Annotated in this window: 16 protein-coding genes; all 16 read left to right on the top strand. The window is 67.5% G+C overall.

Annotation, left to right across the window (positions count from 1 at the left end; translation table 11 throughout):
- Positions 1–174: 174 nt before the first annotated feature.
- The 16 genes from BFD71_RS15995 to BFD71_RS15920 all read left to right on the top strand — a co-directional run bounded on the left by BFD71_RS15995 (position 175) and on the right by BFD71_RS15920 (position 17,230).
- Positions 175–954, top strand: a complete 780-nt coding sequence (locus BFD71_RS15995) for an SDR family oxidoreductase (RefSeq protein WP_069265307.1) — start codon at positions 175–177, stop codon at positions 952–954.
- A gap of 101 nt (positions 955–1,055) precedes the next feature.
- On the top strand, positions 1,056–1,445 hold the full coding sequence (locus tag BFD71_RS15990) for a methylglyoxal synthase (RefSeq protein WP_069265494.1): 390 nt from the start codon (positions 1,056–1,058) through the stop codon (positions 1,443–1,445).
- Between the two features lie 59 nt (positions 1,446–1,504).
- A complete protein-coding gene (locus BFD71_RS15985) occupies positions 1,505–2,479 on the top strand; it encodes a quinone oxidoreductase family protein (RefSeq protein ID WP_069265306.1) in 975 nt (324 codons plus the stop codon).
- Between the two features lie 264 nt (positions 2,480–2,743).
- Positions 2,744–2,866, top strand: coding sequence for a potassium ABC transporter ATPase (locus BFD71_RS15980; RefSeq protein ID WP_069265305.1), 123 nt, complete (start codon positions 2,744–2,746; stop codon positions 2,864–2,866).
- The gene (gene kdpF, locus BFD71_RS15975) at positions 2,863–2,955 is read left to right on the top strand and encodes a K(+)-transporting ATPase subunit F (RefSeq protein WP_027819619.1); all 93 of its coding nucleotides are present in this window, start codon (positions 2,863–2,865) and stop codon (positions 2,953–2,955) included. Before BFD71_RS15980 ends, kdpF begins: the two co-directional genes overlap by 4 nt.
- A complete protein-coding gene (gene kdpA, locus BFD71_RS15970; protein ID WP_069265304.1) occupies positions 2,952–4,757 on the top strand; it encodes a potassium-transporting ATPase subunit KdpA in 1,806 nt (601 codons plus the stop codon). The genes kdpF and kdpA overlap by 4 nt, the downstream gene beginning before the upstream one ends.
- A 32-nt stretch (positions 4,758–4,789) precedes the next feature.
- Entirely contained in the window at positions 4,790–6,874 is a 2,085-nt protein-coding gene (gene kdpB, locus BFD71_RS15965) for a potassium-transporting ATPase subunit KdpB (protein ID WP_069265493.1), read from the top strand.
- 44 nt (positions 6,875–6,918) lie between these two features.
- On the top strand, positions 6,919–7,497 hold the full coding sequence (gene kdpC, locus BFD71_RS15960; RefSeq protein ID WP_069265303.1) for a potassium-transporting ATPase subunit KdpC: 579 nt from the start codon (positions 6,919–6,921) through the stop codon (positions 7,495–7,497).
- A gap of 132 nt (positions 7,498–7,629) precedes the next feature.
- Positions 7,630–10,563, top strand: a complete 2,934-nt coding sequence (locus BFD71_RS15955; RefSeq protein WP_083245295.1) for a sensor histidine kinase — start codon at positions 7,630–7,632, stop codon at positions 10,561–10,563.
- Positions 10,556–11,254, top strand: coding sequence for a two-component system response regulator KdpE (gene kdpE, locus BFD71_RS15950; RefSeq protein ID WP_069265302.1), 699 nt, complete (start codon positions 10,556–10,558; stop codon positions 11,252–11,254). The genes BFD71_RS15955 and kdpE overlap by 8 nt, the downstream gene beginning before the upstream one ends.
- Positions 11,255–11,368: 114 nt before the next feature.
- Positions 11,369–11,689 (top strand): quaternary ammonium compound efflux SMR transporter SugE, encoded by a 321-nt coding sequence (gene sugE / locus BFD71_RS15945; RefSeq protein ID WP_069265301.1) that lies wholly within the window; start codon positions 11,369–11,371, stop codon positions 11,687–11,689.
- Between the two features lie 209 nt (positions 11,690–11,898).
- The gene (locus BFD71_RS15940; RefSeq protein WP_069265300.1) at positions 11,899–12,513 is read left to right on the top strand and encodes a DUF4126 domain-containing protein; all 615 of its coding nucleotides are present in this window, start codon (positions 11,899–11,901) and stop codon (positions 12,511–12,513) included.
- Positions 12,514–12,692: 179 nt separating this feature from the next.
- Entirely contained in the window at positions 12,693–15,242 is a 2,550-nt protein-coding gene (locus BFD71_RS15935; RefSeq protein ID WP_069265492.1) for an ABC transporter permease, read from the top strand.
- A 96-nt stretch (positions 15,243–15,338) separates the two neighbouring features.
- Complete coding sequence (locus BFD71_RS15930) at positions 15,339–15,749, top strand: group II truncated hemoglobin (protein ID WP_069265299.1); 411 nt, start codon at positions 15,339–15,341, stop codon at positions 15,747–15,749.
- A 159-nt stretch (positions 15,750–15,908) separates the two neighbouring features.
- Positions 15,909–16,646, top strand: a complete 738-nt coding sequence (locus tag BFD71_RS15925) for an alanyl-tRNA editing protein (RefSeq protein ID WP_069265298.1) — start codon at positions 15,909–15,911, stop codon at positions 16,644–16,646.
- Positions 16,643–17,230, top strand: a complete 588-nt coding sequence (locus BFD71_RS15920) for a DUF924 family protein (protein WP_069265297.1) — start codon at positions 16,643–16,645, stop codon at positions 17,228–17,230. Before BFD71_RS15925 ends, BFD71_RS15920 begins: the two co-directional genes overlap by 4 nt.
- The last annotated feature ends 10 nt before the right edge of the window (positions 17,231–17,240 follow it).

The following is a 17,240-nucleotide window of genomic DNA, read 5'->3' as shown; positions in this document are numbered from 1 at the left end:
CGCGCCTTCGCTCACGGGTTGCCGGGCCGCGCGCCATCGGCCTGCCATCGGCCTTCCACGCGTCGCGCCCGATTCTTCTAGAATCCCAAAAAGGTCGCAGGGCGGGACGGAGCAAGGCTTGGCCGTATCCGCCCTGTCATAGGACGGTCATCCACGCAAAAGGACACGAAAACGATGGACATGGGCATCGCAGGACGCAACGCGCTGGTGTGCGCGGCCAGCAAGGGACTTGGGCGCGGCTGTGCCGAGGCGCTCGCCGCCGAAGGCGTCAACGTGACGATCGTCGCGCGCACCGCGCAGACGCTGGAAGAAACCGCCGCGCAGATCCGCAAGAGCACGGGCGTGGACGTCAAGGCGGTGGCCTGCGACATCACGACCGAAGCGGGCCGCGCCGCCGCGCTCGCGGCGTGTCCGTCGCCGGATATCCTGGTGAACAACGCGGGCGGGCCGCCGCCGGGCGACTTCCGCAAGTACACCCACGAGGCGTGGATCGCGGCGCTCGAAGCGAACATGCTCACGCCGATCGCGCTGATCCAGTCGACCATCGACGCCATGATCGCGCGCGGGTTCGGGCGCATCGTCAACATCACGAGTTCGTCGGTGAAGGCCCCGATCGACGTGCTCGGCCTCTCGAACGGCGCGCGCTCGGGCCTGACGGGCTTCGTCGCGGGCGTGGCGCGCCAGGTCGCGGCCACGGGCGTCACGATCAACAACCTGCTGCCGGGCGCGTTCGACACCGACCGCATCCAGGCCACCATCGTCGCGCAGGCGAAGGCGAGCCAGATTTCGGAAGAGGAAGCGCGAGCGCGCCGCATGAAGGCGATTCCGGCCGGACGTTTCGGCACGCCCGAGGAATTCGGCCGTGCCTGTGCGTTCCTGTGCAGCGTGCACGCGGGCTATATCACCGGGCAGAACTGGCTGATCGACGGCGGGGCTTATCCGGGCACCTACTGATATCGAGTCAGCGTTGGGCAGCAGCGGCGCCTTTGGCGCCGCATCACGACACGCATCACGACAATTACGCACGCAAACCACACGTCAAGGAGAGTTACGCCATGCCAACCCGCGTCGCACTGATCGCGCACGACCACAAGAAGGATGACATCGTCAAGCTGGCGACCGAATACGTCGATACGCTGCGTCACTGCGAGATCGTTGCGACCGGCACGACCGGCTCGCGCATCGAGGCCGCGACGGGCGTGAACGTCGAGCGCATGCTCTCGGGCCCGCACGGCGGCGACCTGCAGATCGGCGCGCGGCTCGCGGAAGGCAACGTCGACATTGTGATCTTCCTGCGCGACCCGATGACCCCGCAGCCGCACGAACCCGACATCAACGCGCTCGTGCGCGCATGCGACGTGCACGACGTGCCGTGCGCAACCAACATCTCGACGGCGCGCATGCTGCTCGACGTACTCACGCTGCGCCAGAAGAACGCGGTCTGACGCGCGCGCCGCGGAGCCCGATTTCAGGAAACCCGCCAGGACAACACCAAGGAGACGTGATGACCAAGGCAATCCGATACGACAAGACCGGTGGCCCCGAAGTGATGAAGTGGGTCGATGTCGACGTGGGCGAGCCGGGCGAGGGCGAGGTGCGCTTGCGCCAGACCGCCTGCGGCCTCAATTACATCGACGTGTATTTCCGCACCGGGCTGTACCCGCAGCCGCTGCCGGCAGGCCTCGGCATGGAAGCGGCCGGCGAGGTGACGGCGGTGGGCAGTGGCGTGAGCGCGATGAAAGTGGGCGATCGCGTGGCTTACGTCGCGCGTCCGCCGGGTGCCTATGCCCAGGAGCGCGTGCTGCGTGCCGACCAGGTGATCAAGCTGCCCGACGCGATCAGCGACGAAGCGGCGGCCTCGATCATGCTGCAGGGCCTCACCGCGCAATACCTGCTGCGTCGCACGTATCGCGTGAAGGCTGGCGACACCATCCTCATCCAGGCTGCGGCGGGCGGCGTGGGCCTGCTCGTGTGCCAGTGGGCGAAGGCGCTGGGCGCGACCGTGATCGGCACCGTGGGCTCGGACGAGAAGGCCGCGATTGCGAAGGCGCACGGCTGCGATCATCCGATCGTCTACACGCGCGAGGACTTCACGGCGCGCGTGCGTGAGATCACGAACGGTGCGGGTGTGCCCGTGGTGTACGACTCGATCGGCAAGGACACCTACACGAAGTCGCTCGACTGTCTTGCGCCGCTCGGCATGTTCGTGAGCTTCGGCAATGCATCGGGGCCGCTGCCGCCGCTCGATTCGTCGGAGTTCGCCGGGCGCGGCTCGCTCTTCTTCACGCGCCCGACGCTCTTCACGTATATCGCGAAGCGCGCCGACTACGAGGCGATGGCCGCCGAACTGTTCGACGTGGTGTCCTCGGGCAAGGTCAAGACGTCGATCAACCAGCGCTACGCGCTCAAGGACGTCGGGCAGGCCCACGCCGGTCTCGAAGCGCGCAAGACTACCGGTTCGACCGTGCTGATTCCGTGACATGACCATTGATGCACTGCTGCGCCGCATGGGACATGCTCCGGCGCCGGCGCATTGATTCGACCTTTACGTTTCCTGACTCCGCCATGGAGCCCCAAAAGGCGCGCAACTCCAACGTTGCGCGCCTTTTTTCTTTGTGCCCCGGCCCGTGATCGCGCCCGCGTTTACGCGCTTTTTATACGAGCGCCAAAACCTTTGATCCGGATTTAATGCCGCAGCGGGTAACTTTCAGCCATCCGTCATCCGCGAATGGAGAACACGACAATGGATGTGCTGTATATCGGGGGGCTGGTGGTTTTCGCCGCGCTCACATACGCGTTGATCGCGGGCTGCGAGAAGCTCATGCAGTACCGCCGCGATCAAGGTGCGAAGGGGGTGCGCCCATGACCTGGATCTTCTGGCTATCGGGGGCGGCAACACTGTTGCTGTTCGTTTATCTCGTCCATGCGCTGCTGCGCGCGGAGGATATCGAATGAACGCCAACAATCTGCTCCAGGCGGGGATTTTCCTCGTCATTCTGCTCGCGCTCGCGGTGCCCGTATCGGGTTACATGACGCGCGTTCTCGACGGACGCTCGCGCATCGTGCAGCTCTTCGCGCCGCTCGAAAACTTCCTCTATCGCATCGCCGGCGTCGATCCGCAGGCCGAGATGAACTGGAAGCGCTATGCGCTCGCCACCATCTCGTTCAACGTGCTGGGCGTGGGCTTTCTCTATGTGCTGCTGCGCATTCAGGGCTGGCTGCCCGGCAATCCGCAGCAATTCGGCGCGATGACGGTGGACGGCGCGTTCAACACGGCCGTGAGTTTCGTCACCAATACCAACTGGCAGGACTACACGCCCGAGCAAACGGTGAGCTATCTCACGCAGATGCTCGGCCTCACCGTGCAGAACTTCCTGTCGGCGGCGACGGGCATCGTGGTCGTGATCGCGCTGATCCGCGGCTTTGCACGCCACTCGGTACAGACCATCGGCAACTTCTGGGTCGACCTCACGCGCACGACGCTCTACATCCTCGTGCCGATGTCGGCGATCATTGCTGGGCTCCTGATGAGCCAGGGCATGATCCAGAACTTCAAGGCGTATCAGGACGTGCCGGTGCTGCAAACCACGACCTACGCCGCGCCGAAGCTCGACGCCCAGGGCAACCCGGTGAAGGACGCGAAGGGCAATCCCGAGACGGTGGACACGAAGGTCACGTCGCAGACGCTCGCCATGGGTCCGGTCGCCTCGCAGGTCGCGATCAAGATGCTCGGCACCAACGGCGGCGGCTTCTTCAACGCGAACTCGGCGCATCCGTACGAGAACCCCACGCCGGCCTCGAACGTCATCGAAATGTTGGCGATTCTGATCATTCCGGCCGCGCTGTGCCTCGTGTTCGGCAATATGGTGGGCGATCGCAGGCAGGGCGTCGCGGTGCTCGCGGTGATGACGGTGGCGTTCGCCGTGGCCGTGGGCGGCGTGCTGTCCGCCGAGCAGTCGGGCAATCCGATGTTCACGACGCTCAACGTCGACCAGCACGCCAGCGCGCTGCAAGCCGGCGGCAACATGGAAGGCAAGGAAACGCGCTTTGGCATCGCGCAAACGGGCATCTTCGTGGTCGCGACCACGGCGGCTTCGTGCGGCGCCGTGAACGCGGCGCACGACTCGCTCACGCCGCTCGGCGGTCTCGTTCCGCTGCTCTTTATCCAGCTCGGCGAGGTGATCTTCGGCGGTGTCGGTTCGGGTCTCTACGGCATGCTCGTGTTCGCGCTGCTCGCGGTGTTCGTGGCGGGGCTCATGATCGGCCGCACGCCGGAATATGTCGGCAAGAAGATCGAGTCGTTCGAGATGAAGATGGTCTCGATCGTCGTGCTGCTCACGCCGCTGCTCGTGCTGCTCGGCACCTCGATCGCCGTGCTCTCCGACGCGGGCAAGGCCGGTATCGCCAATCCGGGTGCGCATGGCTTCTCCGAGATCCTGTACGCGTTCAGCTCGGCAGCCAACAACAACGGCAGCGCGTTCGCAGGCCTGACCGTGAACACGCCGTTCTATAACTGGCTGCTCGCCATTGCCATGTGGTTCGGCCGCTTCGGCACCATCATTCCGGTGCTCGCCATCGCGGGTTCGCTCGCGAGCAAGAAGCGCATTGCTGTGACGGGCGGCACGCTGCCCACTCATGGCCCGCTCTTCGTCGTGCTGTTGCTCGGCACGGTGCTGCTGGTCGGTGCGCTCACCTATGTGCCCGCGCTCGCCCTCGGTCCCGGCGTCGAGCATCTGATCATGACGGGCGTGCATTGAACGGGGGCCTTCGCAACATGAGCGAAACGAAAATGAATCAGCATAGTGCAACTCGGTCCATGTTCGATCCGGCGCTGGTGCGCCCGGCCATCGTGGACTCGTTCAGAAAACTCAATCCGCGCACGCAGTTGCGCAACCCGGTGATGTTCTGCGTCTACGTGGGCAGCGTGCTCACGACGATCCTCTGGATCGCGGCGCTCGTGGGCCAGGCCGAAGCGCCCGCGGGTTTCATCCTCGCGGTCGCGCTCTGGCTGTGGTTCACGGTGCTGTTCGCGAACTTCGCGGAAGCGCTCGCCGAAGGACGCTCGAAGGCGCAGGCGGCGTCGCTTCGCCAGGCCAAGAAAGACGTCATGGCCAAGAAGCTCAACGAGCCGCATCCGAAGGCGCCGATCCGCATCATGACGGCGTCCGATCTGCGCCGCGGCGACGTGGTGCTCGTCGAGACCGGCGACACGATCCCGGCCGACGGCGAAGTGATCGAAGGCGTGGCATCGGTGGACGAATCGGCCATCACGGGCGAATCGGCACCGGTGATCCGCGAGTCGGGCGGCGACTTTTCCTCGGTGACAGGCGGCACGCGCGTGCTCTCCGACTGGATCGTCGTGCGCGTCACGGCGAACCCGGGCGAAGCGTTCCTCGATCGCATGATCGCGATGGTCGAAGGCGCGAAGCGCCAGAAGACGCCGAACGAAATCGCGCTCACGATCCTGCTCGTCGCGCTGAGCATCGTGCTGCTGCTCGCCACCGCGACGCTGCTGCCGTTCTCGATGTTCTCGGTCGAGGCCGCGAAGATGGGCCACGTGGTCACGATCACGGCGCTCGTGGCGCTGCTCGTCTGTCTGATTCCGACGACCATCGGCGGTCTGCTTTCGGCGATCGGCGTGGCCGGCATGAGCCGCATGATGCAGGCCAACGTGATCGCGACTTCGGGCCGTGCGGTGGAAGCAGCCGGCGACGTGGACGTGCTGCTGCTCGACAAGACCGGCACGATCACGCTCGGCAATCGTCAGGCATCGATGTTCCTGCCGGCGCCCGGCGTGACCGAAGAAGTGCTCGCCGACGCCGCGCAGCTCTCGTCGCTCGCCGACGAAACGCCGGAAGGCCGCAGCATCGTCGTGCTCGCGAAGCAGCGCTTCAACATTCGCCAGCGCGACATGCATTCGCTGCACGCCGCGTTCCTCGCTTTCAGCGCCCAAACGCGCATGAGCGGTGTGGACATGCCCGGCCGCGAGATCCGCAAGGGCGCGGCCGACGCTGTGAAGAACTATGTTCAGGCGCATGGCGGCCGTTTCCCCGGCGAAGTCGACAACGCCGTGGACGATGTGGCCCGCCGCGGCAGCACGCCGCTCGTGGTGGCCGAAATGCATGACGGCGCCGCGCGCGTGCTCGGTGTGATCGAGCTGAAGGACGTGGTGAAGGGCGGCATCAAGGAGCGTTTCGCCGAACTGCGCAAGATGGGCATCAAGACCGTGATGGTGACGGGCGACAACCGCCTGACCGCCGCCGCGATCGCCGCCGAAGCGGGCGTGGACGACTTCCTCGCGCAGGCCACGCCTGAAACCAAGCTCGCGACGATCCGCGAACATCAGGCGCAAGGCAAGCTCGTGGCGATGACGGGCGACGGCACCAACGACGCCCCGGCGCTCGCGCAGGCCGACGTGGCCGTGGCGATGAACACGGGCACCCAGGCCGCGAAGGAAGCGGGCAACATGGTCGACCTCGATTCGAACCCGACCAAGCTCATCGAGATCGTCGAGATCGGCAAGCAGATGCTCATGACGCGCGGCTCGCTCACGACGTTCTCGATCGCCAACGACGTCGCGAAGTACTTCGCGATCATTCCGGCGGCGTTCGCTTCGACGTATCCGCAACTGCGCGTGCTCGACGTGATGCATCTGACGTCGCCGTCGTCGGCGATCCTCTCGGCGGTGATCTTCAACGCGCTCATCATCGTGATGCTGATTCCGCTCGCGCTCAAGGGCGTGAAGTACCGGCCGCTCGGCGCCGCGACGCTGCTGCGCCGCAATCTGCTGGTCTACGGCCTCGGCGGCATTCTCCTGCCGTTCCCGTGCATCAAGCTCATCGACATGGTGCTCGCCGCGTTCGGCTGGGTTTGAGCCGCGCAGGCAGACGCCCACGGATAGATACATAGGAAGCCAAAATGAAATCGCAGTTTCGTCCTCTGATCGTGATCTTCGCCGTACTGACGGTCATCACCGGCCTCGTGTATCCGGCCGTGATGACCGCGTTCGGCCAGGCCGCGTTCCATCACCAGGCCAACGGCAGTCTCGTCGAAGTCGACGGCAAGGTGGCGGGCAGCGCGCTCATCGGCCAGCAGTTCGACGCGCCCCAGTACTTCTGGGGCCGTCTGTCGGCCACCTCGCCGATGCCGTACAACCCGGCGGGCTCGGGCGCCTCGAACCTCGGGCCGACCAACCCGGCGCTCGCCGACGAGATCAAAGGCCGCATCGCCGCCCTCAAGGCCGCGGGCACCGATGTCTCGCAGCCCATTCCGGCCGACCTCGTGACGTCCTCGGGCAGCGGGCTCGATCCGGAGATCTCGCCGGCCGCGGCCGCCTACCAGGTGGCGCGCGTGGCGCAGGCGCGCCATATGAGTGCGAACGACGTGCAGGCGCTCGTGGACCGCTTTACGAGGGGCCGCCAGTTCGGCCTCTTTGGCGAGCCGCGTGTGAACGTGCTCGAACTCAACCTTGCGCTCGACGGCAAAGAGGTTAGCTGAGCGGAAACGTCGAGCCGCGCCGCACGCTCGACGCCTCGCGCGTCGCGCGTGCGGTTTGCCATTTCCGTGCCACGGTGAGACGATCATTCGTGCCACAGGTGCAACCTCCGTGAATTTCATCCCGACTTCCGCATGAACCGCCCCGATCCCGACGAACTGCTCGACCGGCTGCAGCGCGACGAAGAAAAACGCCGCCGCGGCAAGCTGAAGATTTTCTTCGGCGCGTCAGCCGGCGTCGGCAAGACCTATGCGATGCTGCAGGCCGCCCGCCGGCGCGCCGAGGAAGGCGTGGACGTGGTGGTCGGCATCGTCGAGACGCATGGGCGCAGCGAGACCGCCGCGCTCACCGCCGGCCTCGACGTGATGCCGCGTCAGCGTATCGCCTACCGCGGGCGGCTGCTGGAAGAGTTCGATCTCGACGCTGCGCTCGAACGCAAGCCGCAGCTCGTGCTCGTCGACGAGCTGGCGCACTCGAACGTGGCCGGCGCGCGCCACATGAAGCGCTGGCAAGACGTGTACGAACTGCTCGACGCGGGCATCGACGTCTACACGACCGTCAATGTGCAGCACCTCGAAAGTCTCAACGACGTGGTGGGGCAGATCACGGGCATTCGCGTCTGGGAGACCGTGCCCGACCGTGTGTTCGACCGCGCCGACGAAGTCACGCTCGTCGACCTGCCCGCCGAAGAACTGCTCGACCGCATGCGCGACGGCAAGGTGTACATGCCGGCGCAGGCCGAACGCGCGGTGCGCAACTTCTTTCGCAAGGGCAACCTGATCGCGCTGCGCGAGCTTGCGCTGCGCCGCACCGCCGATCGCGTGGACGCGCAGATGCGCGAGTATCGTGCCGATCGCTCGATCCAGCATGTGTGGCAGGCGCGCGAGCGCCTCGTCGTCTGCGTCGGGCCGGGGCCCGAGGCGAACGCGCTGGTGCGCGCAGCCGCGCGACTCGCCGCGAGCCTGAAGGCCGACTGGATCGCCGTGTACGTGGAGACGCCGAAGCTCCAGCGTCTGCCCGACGCCGTACGCGAGCGCACGCTCGGCGCGCTCAAGCTCGCCTCCGAACTCGGCGCCGAAACGGCGACGCTCGCGGGCGAGGACGCCGCGACCACGCTGGTCGGCTACGCGCGGCTGCGCAATGTCTCGAAGCTCGTGGCGGGCGGGTCGCTGCGCACGGGCTTGTCACGCTGGGTGAAGCGCCCGTTCGGCGAGCGCCTTGCCGAAAAAGCCGGCGACGTCGATCTCACGCTCGTGCGCGCGAGCGCGGGCGAAGCCGTGCGTGGGGGCAGCGAGCCCGGGGGGGCGGCCAGCGCCGCGACGCGCGCCGCCAACGCCTGGCGCGATGCGCTTGCGGCGGGCGGCGCCGAGCGCTCGCCGCCGCGCGCCTACGGGGCCGCGCTCGTGATCTGCGCGTGCGTGACGCTCGTCGCGAACCAGCTGATCGACCGCATCGATCTCGCGAACCTCGTGATGCTGTATCTGCTCGGCGTGATCTTCGCGGCGACGAAGCTCGGGCGCGGACCGGGCGTGATGCTCTCGTTTGCAAGCGTCGCGGCGTACGACTTTTTCTTCGTGCCGCCGCGCATGTCGTTCTCGGTCTCCGATACGCAATACCTGCTGACCTTCGTCGGCATGCTGCTCACTTCGCTCGTCATCAGCCATCTCACGTCGAGCCTGCGCCGCGAGGCGAGCGTCGCACAGCGGCGCGAACAGCGCACCGGCGCGATGTACGCGATGGCGCGCGAGCTGGCCGCGGCGCTGACCACGGAGCAGATCGTGGCGATCGGCAGCCGCCACGTGAGCGAGGTGTTCGGCGCGCGGGTGGCGCTGCTGCTGCCCGATAGCGCCGACAAGGTGCAGCAGAAGATCGAGGAGCCCGATCCGAAGATCATGCTCGACGCCGAAAACCTCGACATCGACGTGGGCCAGTGGGTCTACGACCAGCAAAAGCCCGCGGGCAACGGCACCGACACGCTGCCGGCGGCTGTGGCGCGCTACCTGCCGCTCAAGGCGCCGATGCGCACGCGCGGCGTGCTCGCCGTTGTCACGCGCGACGTGCGCGAGCTGCAGGTGCCCGAGCAGCAGCGCATGCTCGACGCGTTCGCCGCGCAGATCGCGCTTGCGCTCGAGCGCGTGCACTACGTCGACATCGCGCGCGACGCGCTCGTCAACATGGAGTCGGAGCGGCTGCGCAACTCGTTGCTCTCGGCCATCTCGCACGACCTGCGCACGCCGCTCACGGCGATCGTCGGCTTCTCGTCGATGCTCGCGCAAACGCACGAGCCCGAGGATGCGCAAGACTCGCGCTCGGGCGAGCTGATCGAGGCGATTCACGACGAGGCGCTGCGCATGACGGGCATCGTCACGAACCTGCTCGACATGGCCCGGCTGCAGGCGGGCAGCCTCAATCTCAATCGTCAGTGGACGCTGCTCGAGGAAACCGTGGGCGCCGCGCTCGCCGCTTGCCGCCGCGTGCTCGCGCGGCACCCCGTGCAGGTGAGGCTGGAAGAAGGCTTGCCGCTGCTTCAGCTCGACGCCGTGCTGATGGAGCGGCTCTTCTCGAACCTGCTGGAGAACGCCGCCAAGTACACGCCCGCCGACACGCCGCTCACCATCGCGGCGCGGCGCGTGGAGGAGGGCGGCCAGCCGTTCGTGCGCGTCTCGATCGAGGACAACGGGCCGGGTCTGCCGCCCGGCATGGGCGAGCGCGTGTTCGAGAAGTTCACGCGCGGCGAGAAGGAGTCGGCCAAGCCCGGCATCGGGCTCGGACTCGCCATCTGCCGCGCGATCGTGGAGGCGCACGGGGGTACAATCGGCGCAGCCAATCGCGTTGCCGCCGACGGCCATGTGCAAGGCGCGACGTTCTGGTTCGCGCTGCCCGTGGAGTCGCCGCCGCCGCTGCCCGCCGATGTGACCGATGCGCCGGAGGCACACGAAGCGCTCGAGCCGCTCGAGCCCGCCGGCGATGCAGAACATGCGAGCGCCGCCGAACCTGTCAGAGGCGAATCCGTCGCACGGATGCCCGCCTCTCAAGAAAACGTCGATCCCAAACCCGCAAATGAGTGACCCGAGCATCGCCGTCGTTCTCATCGAAGACGAAAAACAGATTCGCCGATTCGTGCGCGCAACCCTGGAGGGCGAAGGCATCGTCGTGCACGACGCCGAGACCGGCAAGCAGGGCCTCGTCGAGGCCGCCACGCGCAAGCCCGACCTCGTGATCGTCGACCTGGGCCTGCCCGACACCGACGGCCTCGACGTGATCCGCGAACTGCGCGGCTGGAGCGATCTGCCCGTGATCGTTCTGTCGGCGCGCACCCAGGAAAGCGAGAAGGTGGCCGCGCTCGACGCCGGCGCCGACGACTACCTCACGAAGCCCTTCGGCGTGTCCGAACTGCTCGCGCGCATTCGCGCGCAGCTACGGCGGCGCAACCGAGGCGGGGCGAACGAGGTGCCGCAGGTGAGCTTCGGCGCCGTGAACGTCGATCTGGGCTTGCGCCAGGTCACGCGCGAAGGCGCGCCCGTGCATCTCACGCCGATCGAGTACCGCCTGCTCGCCACGCTCGTGCGCGATGCGGGGCGCGTGCTTACGCACCGGCAACTGCTGCGCGAGGTCTGGGGGCCGTCGCACGTGGAGAGCAGCCATTACCTGCGCATCTACATGGCGCATCTGCGGCAGAAATTGGAGCGCGATCCCGCGCAACCGGAGCACATCATCACGGAGACAGGCGTGGGGTATCGGCTGGTCGGCGTGCAGTAGGGCTGCACTGCGAGCCTGCACTGCGCCGGTGCTATCATTACAACTCTGTAAGGACGGCCTTACGGATTCTGACGTCATCGGGGACGGCCCCATTTTTCAAATGGAGCCTGCCTCATGTCCTGGTTTCTTCTTCTCGTCGCCGGCCTGCTCGAAGTGGCGTGGGCCGCCGGTCTCAAATCTTCCGAAGGATTCACGCGGCTCTGGCCCTCGGTGTTCACCGTGGTCACTGCCCTGGGCAGCTTCGTCCTGCTCGCCATGGCCATGCGTCAGCTGCCGCTCGGCACCGCCTACGCGGTGTGGACGGGCATTGGCGCGGTCGGCGCGTTCGTGTTCGGCATCCTCATGATGGGCGAGGCAGTGAGCGCCGCGCGCGTGGCAAGCGCCGCGCTGATCGTGCTCGGCCTCATCGGACTCAAGCTTTCTTCGGCCGCCTGATTAAATTCGCTGCGCATACCTCGATGCGGACCTGTGCCGCGGCCGCGCAACACCGCTGCGGCACCGCAGCGAGCGTGGCTATAATGGAACGGTCATAACCCGATAACCCTCCGCGCCGCATGAGCGGCGAGCGTGTGCGCACAGCGCCTGCTCTCCCGCTTTGCGCGTGGAGCGCCGGCGCCCCGGCCGCCCGCGCGAGGAGGCAAGCCATGCTGGAACCACTTTCGCTAGCAGCGGGCCTGTCCTGGGGCAGCGGCCTGCGTCTCTATCTCACGGTGCTGATGGCCGGCGTCTTGCAACGTCTTGGCCTGATCCATCTGCCCGACACGCTTGCCGCGCTCGCTTCGCCGTGGGTGATCGGCATCGCCGCCGCGCTCACGGTCCTCGAATTCCTCGCCGACAAGATTCCCGCGTTCGATTCGCTCTGGGACGCGGTGCATACCTTCATCCGTATTCCGGCCGGGGCCGTGCTCGCAGCCGGTGCGCTCGGCCATGCCGATCCGGCGCTGTTGACCGTCGCGGCGCTTGCGGGCGGCACGCTCGCGGGCACGGCGCATCTCGCCAAGGCGGGCACGCGCGCGTTGATCAATCTGTCGCCTGAGCCGGTGTCGAATGTCGTCACATCGAGCGCCGAAGACGGTATGACCTTCGTCGGCGTGCTGCTCGCGCTCTTCGTGCCTGTGCTCTTCCTCGTCATGCTCGTGGCGTTCCTCGTGCTCGCGGCCTGGGCGCTGCCGCGCCTGTGGCGCGGCGTGCAGGGCGGTTTTCGCGGCATGGCGACGCACATGGTTTCGCGGCTTTCGCTGCGAGGTCGTCACGATTGAGCGGCGGCGCGCCTTCTTCCTCCAACGCCAGACCTCCGCGCAGCGAAGGCGGCCCGGGCTTCGTGCAGGCTGAGCCGCCGGGCGCGGCTGGTGGCCCGGCCGGTCCTGGCGGCCCGCGTGCGCCGGTGGCCGTGCGCACCACACCAGGCTGGTCCGATCTCGTGCATCTTGCCGCGCGCATGACGGCGCGCGACTGGCGCGCGGGCGAACTCACCATGCTGCTGTTCGCGCTCGTGCTGGCCGTGGCGGCGCTCGCCAGCGTCGGTTTTCTCGCCGATCGACTGCAGCGCGGCCTCGAGCGCGATGCCCGGCGCATGATCGCCGCCGATTTCATCGTGCGCGCCGATCACCCCGTCGATCCCATGTTCGCGCGCGAGGCGCAGTCGCTGTCGCTGCGCACGGCGACCACGGCGATCTTCCCGAGCATGGTGAGTTCGGGGACGCCGCAAGCTGCGGCAGCGGCGGGCGCTTCCGCCGTCCCGGTCGCCACGGCCACTCGTCTTGCTGCCGTCAAGGCCGTCTCGGCGGATTATCCGTTGCGCGGCGCGCTGCGCATCGCTGCGGCGCCGGGTGCACCCGATCACGCGGCGCAAGGCATTCCCCCGCCCGGCACCGTCTGGGTGGACGACGAACTGCTCGATGCGCTCAAACTCCATGTCGGCGACACGGTGAAGGTCGGCACACGCACCTTCACCGTGAATGCGCTCATCACGAAAGAACTCGACCGCGGCTTTTCGTTCGTGAACTTCTCGCCGCGGCTCATGATGCGCGCCGACGAAGTCGCGTCGACCGGACTGCTCGGCTATGGCAGCCGCGTGACCTACCGCCTGCTCGTGGCGGGCGCCGATCCGGCCGTCGCGCAGTTCGCGTCCTGGGCGCGTGCGCGCGTGGATGGCGGCAAGATGCGCGGCGTCGCGCTCGAATCGCTCCAGGACGGCCAGCCTCAGGTGCGCCAGACGCTCGACCGCGCGCGCCACTTCCTCACGCTGGTTTCGCTCCTGACAGCGTTGCTCGCGGCGGTGGCGATCGCCATGGCCGCGCATCGCTACACGCGCCGCCATCTCGACGCCTGCGCCGCGATGCGCTGCCTCGGCGCGAGCCAGCGCACGTTGCGCACGCTGTTCGTGCTGGAGTTCGCGGGGCTCGGACTCGTGGGCGGCGTAGCGGGCGTGGCGCTCGGCTACGCGGGTCATCTCGCGCTACTGGCGTGGCTCGGTAATCTCATCGACGTCGTGCTGCCGCAGCCCGGGCCGTTGCCCGTGCTCGAAGGCATCGCCGCGGGCCTCGTGCTGCTGCTGGGCTTCGCGCTGCCGCCGCTCCTGCCGCTCACGCGCGTGCCGCCGGTGCGCGTGCTGCGCCGCGAGTGGGGCGACGAAGGACGCGCCGCGTGGGCGGCCTATGGCGTCGGCATTGCGCTGTTCGCGGGGCTGCTCGTGATCGCGGCGGGGGAGTTGAAGCTGGGCGGCATCGTCGCGGGCGGTTTCGCGATCGGGCTGCTCGTGTTCGCCGGCGTGGCGCGCGCGGCGCTCTGGTGCGCGGCGCGCGTGGCGCGCAGCGGACGCCTCTCCGGGCAGGCGCGCGCGGGCGTGGGTTGGCGCTATGCCCTGGCGTCGCTCGAACGGCGTCCGGGCGCTAGCGCGCTGCAAATCACGGCGCTCGCCATCGGCCTGATGTGCCTGTTGCTGATCGCGATGACGCGCAACGACCTCGTCGAAGGCTGGCGCAAGTCCACGCCGCCCGACGCGCCCAACGAATTCCTCATCGACATCCAGCCCGATCAGCGCGACGCCGTGGCCGCCTGGCTGCGCTCGCATGGCATTGCCGGGGCTGCCGACAGCGATCTCCAGCCGATGGTGCGCGGGCGTCTCATCTCGATCAACGGCAAACCCGTGAATCCCGACTCGTACAAGAGCGAGGACGCGCGCCGGCTCGTCGATCGCGAGTTCAATCTCTCGTACACGACGAAGCTGCCCGACGACAATCGCATCGAGGCCGGCACCTGGTATGGCGATGCGGCCACGCCGCAGCTATCGATCGAGCAGGGACTCGCGAAGCTCATCAACGTGAAGCCCGGCGACGTGCTCAAGTTCGACGTGACGGGCCTGGAAGTCACGGCGCCCGTGACGAGCGTGCGCAAGCTCGACTGGGGCTCGTTCAAGGTCAACTTCTTCGTGCTGATGCCGCCCGAACTGCTGCGCGATTTTCCGGCGACGTACATCACGAGCTTTCACCTGCCGCCCGGGCAGCGCCAGGTCGTGGACGGTCTCGTGGCCCGCTATCCCAACGTCACCGCGATCGACATCGCGCCGATTCTCGCGCAGATCGAGCGTGTGCTGGAGCAGGTGATCGGCGCGGTGCAGTTCCTCTTTCTCTTCACGCTCGCCGCCGGCGTGCTGGTGCTCTACGCGGCGCTCGCGGGCACGCGCGACGAGCGCATGCGCGAGTCGGCGCTGCTGCGCGCGCTCGGGGCATCGCACCACCAGGTGCGCGCGGTGCAGGTGGCCGAATTCGTTTCCGTGGGTGCGCTCGCGGGGCTCATGGCGGCAATCGGCGCGCAGGCAGTGGGCTCGGTGCTCGCCACGCATGTGTTTCTCTTCTATCTTCCGTTCGATCCGTGGCTTTTGCCTGCGGGCATCGCCGCAGGCGTGGTGTGCGCGGGCGTGGGCGGGTGGATCAGCTTGCGGCACGTGCTCGCGCGGCCGGCGCTGCAGTCGCTGCGCGACGCGTAGTGCAGCAACCCGCGGCCACCCGCCACGCGCCGCTGTGCGAAAATCAGCGGTTAGCGGCAGTGCGCTGCCGTCCCTCTTTTTTCCCGATTCAACCGTATGACCGATCCAGCCGACGAAGCGCCGCAGAAACCCACGGCCTTCGAACTCGTCGGCGGCGAGGCGCGCGTGCGCGAACTCGTCGACCGCTTCTATGACCTGATGGACCTCGAGGCCGATTTCGCGGGCATCCGCGCGATGCATCCGCAAACGCTCGACGGTTCGCGCGACAAGCTGTTCTGGTTTCTCTGCGGCTGGCTTGGCGGCCCGGACCACTACATCGAACGCTTCGGCCATCCGCGCCTGCGCGCGCGCCATTTGCCGTTCGCGATCGCCTCGTCCGAGCGCGACCAGTGGCTGCGCTGCATGGCCTGGGCGATGGAAGACGTGGGCCTGGCGGAACCGTTGCGCGAGCGCCTGCTGCACTCGTTCTTCGATACCGCCGACTGGATGCGCAATCATCCGGGCTGATTGACGGGGCCCGATTGTGCCGGTCCCTGCGCCGGTACAGTCAGGCGCTCACGCATCGCGGCCGTCCGGCGGGGCGTTTCGCCTCGCGGCCATAATGGCCCTTTGGCGGGCGTCCGGCTTTGAGCGGCTCGCCGTACGCAAAACAAGGAGACACCCACGATGACGACCACCCGCGCGCTCTTTCGCGAAGACGCCTATCTCACGCAGTGCGAAGCGACCGTGCTTGCCGTTGGCGAGGACGGCGTGCGACTCGACCAGACCGTGTTCTATCCGCTCGGCGGCGGCCAGGCCGGCGACGCCGGCGCGCTGGTGCTCGCCGACGGTACGCGCATCGAGATCGCCGACACGCGCAAGGCGAAGTTCGAAGGCGCGACGCCCGACGACGCGCTCCATGTTCCCAAGCCCGGCCAGGAGGCGCTGCTCGCGCGTCTCAGCGCGGGCGAGCGCGTGCGCGCCGAGATCGACTGGGCGCGCCGTCACCGGCACATGCGATTGCATACGGCGAGCCATCTGATGTGCGCGGTCCTGCCATATCCCGTGGACGGCTGCAGCATCACGACCGACTATGCGCGCCTCGATTTCGCGACCGTCGAGCCGATCGAGCGCGAGATGGTGGAGGCGCGGCTCGCCGAACTCGTGTCGGGCGCGCACGCGGTGGCGACCGAATGGATCACCGACGAGGAAATGGCACAACGCCCCGAACTCGTGCGCACGATGAGCGTGAAGCCGCCGATGGGCCTGGGCCGTGTGCGGCTGTTGCGTATCGATAACGTCGATTTGCAGCCCTGCGGCGGCACGCATGTGCGCAATACGCAGGAGATCGGCGCGCTGCGGGTGGCGAAGCTCGAGAAGAAGAGCGCGCGCACGCGGCGTCTCGTGCTGGAACTGGCGTCATGACGCTCGACGCGCGTGCGCGCGAGGTGCTCGACTTCTGGTTCGGCGCGCCGGGTTCGGAGGAGTTCGGCCGCGAGCGCAAGATGTGGTTCCGCAAGAACGCCGCGTTCGACGCCAGGCTGCGCGAACGCTTCGGCGCGCTGCTCGACGCCGCGTGTGCAGGCGAGTTCGACGCATGGTGCGAGACGCCCGAAGGCGCGCTCGCGCTCGTGATCGTGCTCGACCAGTTCTCGCGCAACTGCCACCGCGGCACGCCGCGTGCATTCTCCGCGGACGACAAGGCGCTCGGCATCGCGCGCAGGATGGTGGCGAACGGCGCGGATCTGCGCCTACCCACGCTGCAGCATCGCTCCTTCGCTTATCTACCGTTCGAACACGCCGAAAGCGCCGAAGCGCAGCGCGAATCGCTGCGTCTGTTCGGCGAGTTGGCGAAGGATCCCGAGGGCAAGGGCTACTACGATTACGCGGTGCGCCACGCGCAGATCATCGAGCGCTTTGGGCGCTACCCGCATCGCAACGTGCAACTGGGCCGCGATTCCACCGACGAAGAAGCCGCTTTTTTGCGCGAGCGGGGTTCGTCGTTCTAGCAAAAGCCAG

Origin of the sequence: Paraburkholderia nodosa (assembly GCF_001718195.1) — a bacterium.
In the GTDB taxonomy this organism is placed as follows: domain Bacteria; phylum Pseudomonadota; class Gammaproteobacteria; order Burkholderiales; family Burkholderiaceae; genus Paraburkholderia; species Paraburkholderia nodosa_A.
Note: the sequence above shows the minus strand (reverse complement) of the source record. Positions and strands in the feature narration are given on the sequence as shown.

What these genes read in the sequence shown, in the direction of transcription:
- BFD71_RS15930 (WP_069265299.1), top strand. Translation starts at nt 15,339, where the DNA reads ATGACCGATCCAGCCGACGAAGCGCCGCAGAAACCCACGGCCTTCGAA.
- kdpB (WP_069265493.1), top strand. Translation starts at nt 4,790, where the DNA reads ATGAATCAGCATAGTGCAACTCGGTCCATGTTCGATCCGGCGCTGGTG.
- kdpF (WP_027819619.1), top strand. Translation starts at nt 2,863, where the DNA reads ATGACCTGGATCTTCTGGCTATCGGGGGCGGCAACACTGTTGCTGTTC.
- BFD71_RS15940 (WP_069265300.1), top strand. Translation starts at nt 11,899, where the DNA reads ATGCTGGAACCACTTTCGCTAGCAGCGGGCCTGTCCTGGGGCAGCGGC.
- kdpC (WP_069265303.1), top strand. Translation starts at nt 6,919, where the DNA reads ATGAAATCGCAGTTTCGTCCTCTGATCGTGATCTTCGCCGTACTGACG.
- BFD71_RS15955 (WP_083245295.1), top strand. Translation starts at nt 7,630, where the DNA reads ATGAACCGCCCCGATCCCGACGAACTGCTCGACCGGCTGCAGCGCGAC.
- BFD71_RS15935 (WP_069265492.1), top strand. Translation starts at nt 12,693, where the DNA reads ATGACGGCGCGCGACTGGCGCGCGGGCGAACTCACCATGCTGCTGTTC.
- BFD71_RS15985 (WP_069265306.1), top strand. Translation starts at nt 1,505, where the DNA reads ATGACCAAGGCAATCCGATACGACAAGACCGGTGGCCCCGAAGTGATG.
- BFD71_RS15925 (WP_069265298.1), top strand. Translation starts at nt 15,909, where the DNA reads ATGACGACCACCCGCGCGCTCTTTCGCGAAGACGCCTATCTCACGCAG.
- BFD71_RS15990 (WP_069265494.1), top strand. Translation starts at nt 1,056, where the DNA reads ATGCCAACCCGCGTCGCACTGATCGCGCACGACCACAAGAAGGATGAC.
- BFD71_RS15995 (WP_069265307.1), top strand. Translation starts at nt 175, where the DNA reads ATGGACATGGGCATCGCAGGACGCAACGCGCTGGTGTGCGCGGCCAGC.
- kdpA (WP_069265304.1), top strand. Translation starts at nt 2,952, where the DNA reads ATGAACGCCAACAATCTGCTCCAGGCGGGGATTTTCCTCGTCATTCTG.
- sugE (WP_069265301.1), top strand. Translation starts at nt 11,369, where the DNA reads ATGTCCTGGTTTCTTCTTCTCGTCGCCGGCCTGCTCGAAGTGGCGTGG.
- BFD71_RS15980 (WP_069265305.1), top strand. Translation starts at nt 2,744, where the DNA reads ATGGATGTGCTGTATATCGGGGGGCTGGTGGTTTTCGCCGCGCTCACA.
- BFD71_RS15920 (WP_069265297.1), top strand. Translation starts at nt 16,643, where the DNA reads ATGACGCTCGACGCGCGTGCGCGCGAGGTGCTCGACTTCTGGTTCGGC.
- kdpE (WP_069265302.1), top strand. Translation starts at nt 10,556, where the DNA reads ATGAGTGACCCGAGCATCGCCGTCGTTCTCATCGAAGACGAAAAACAG.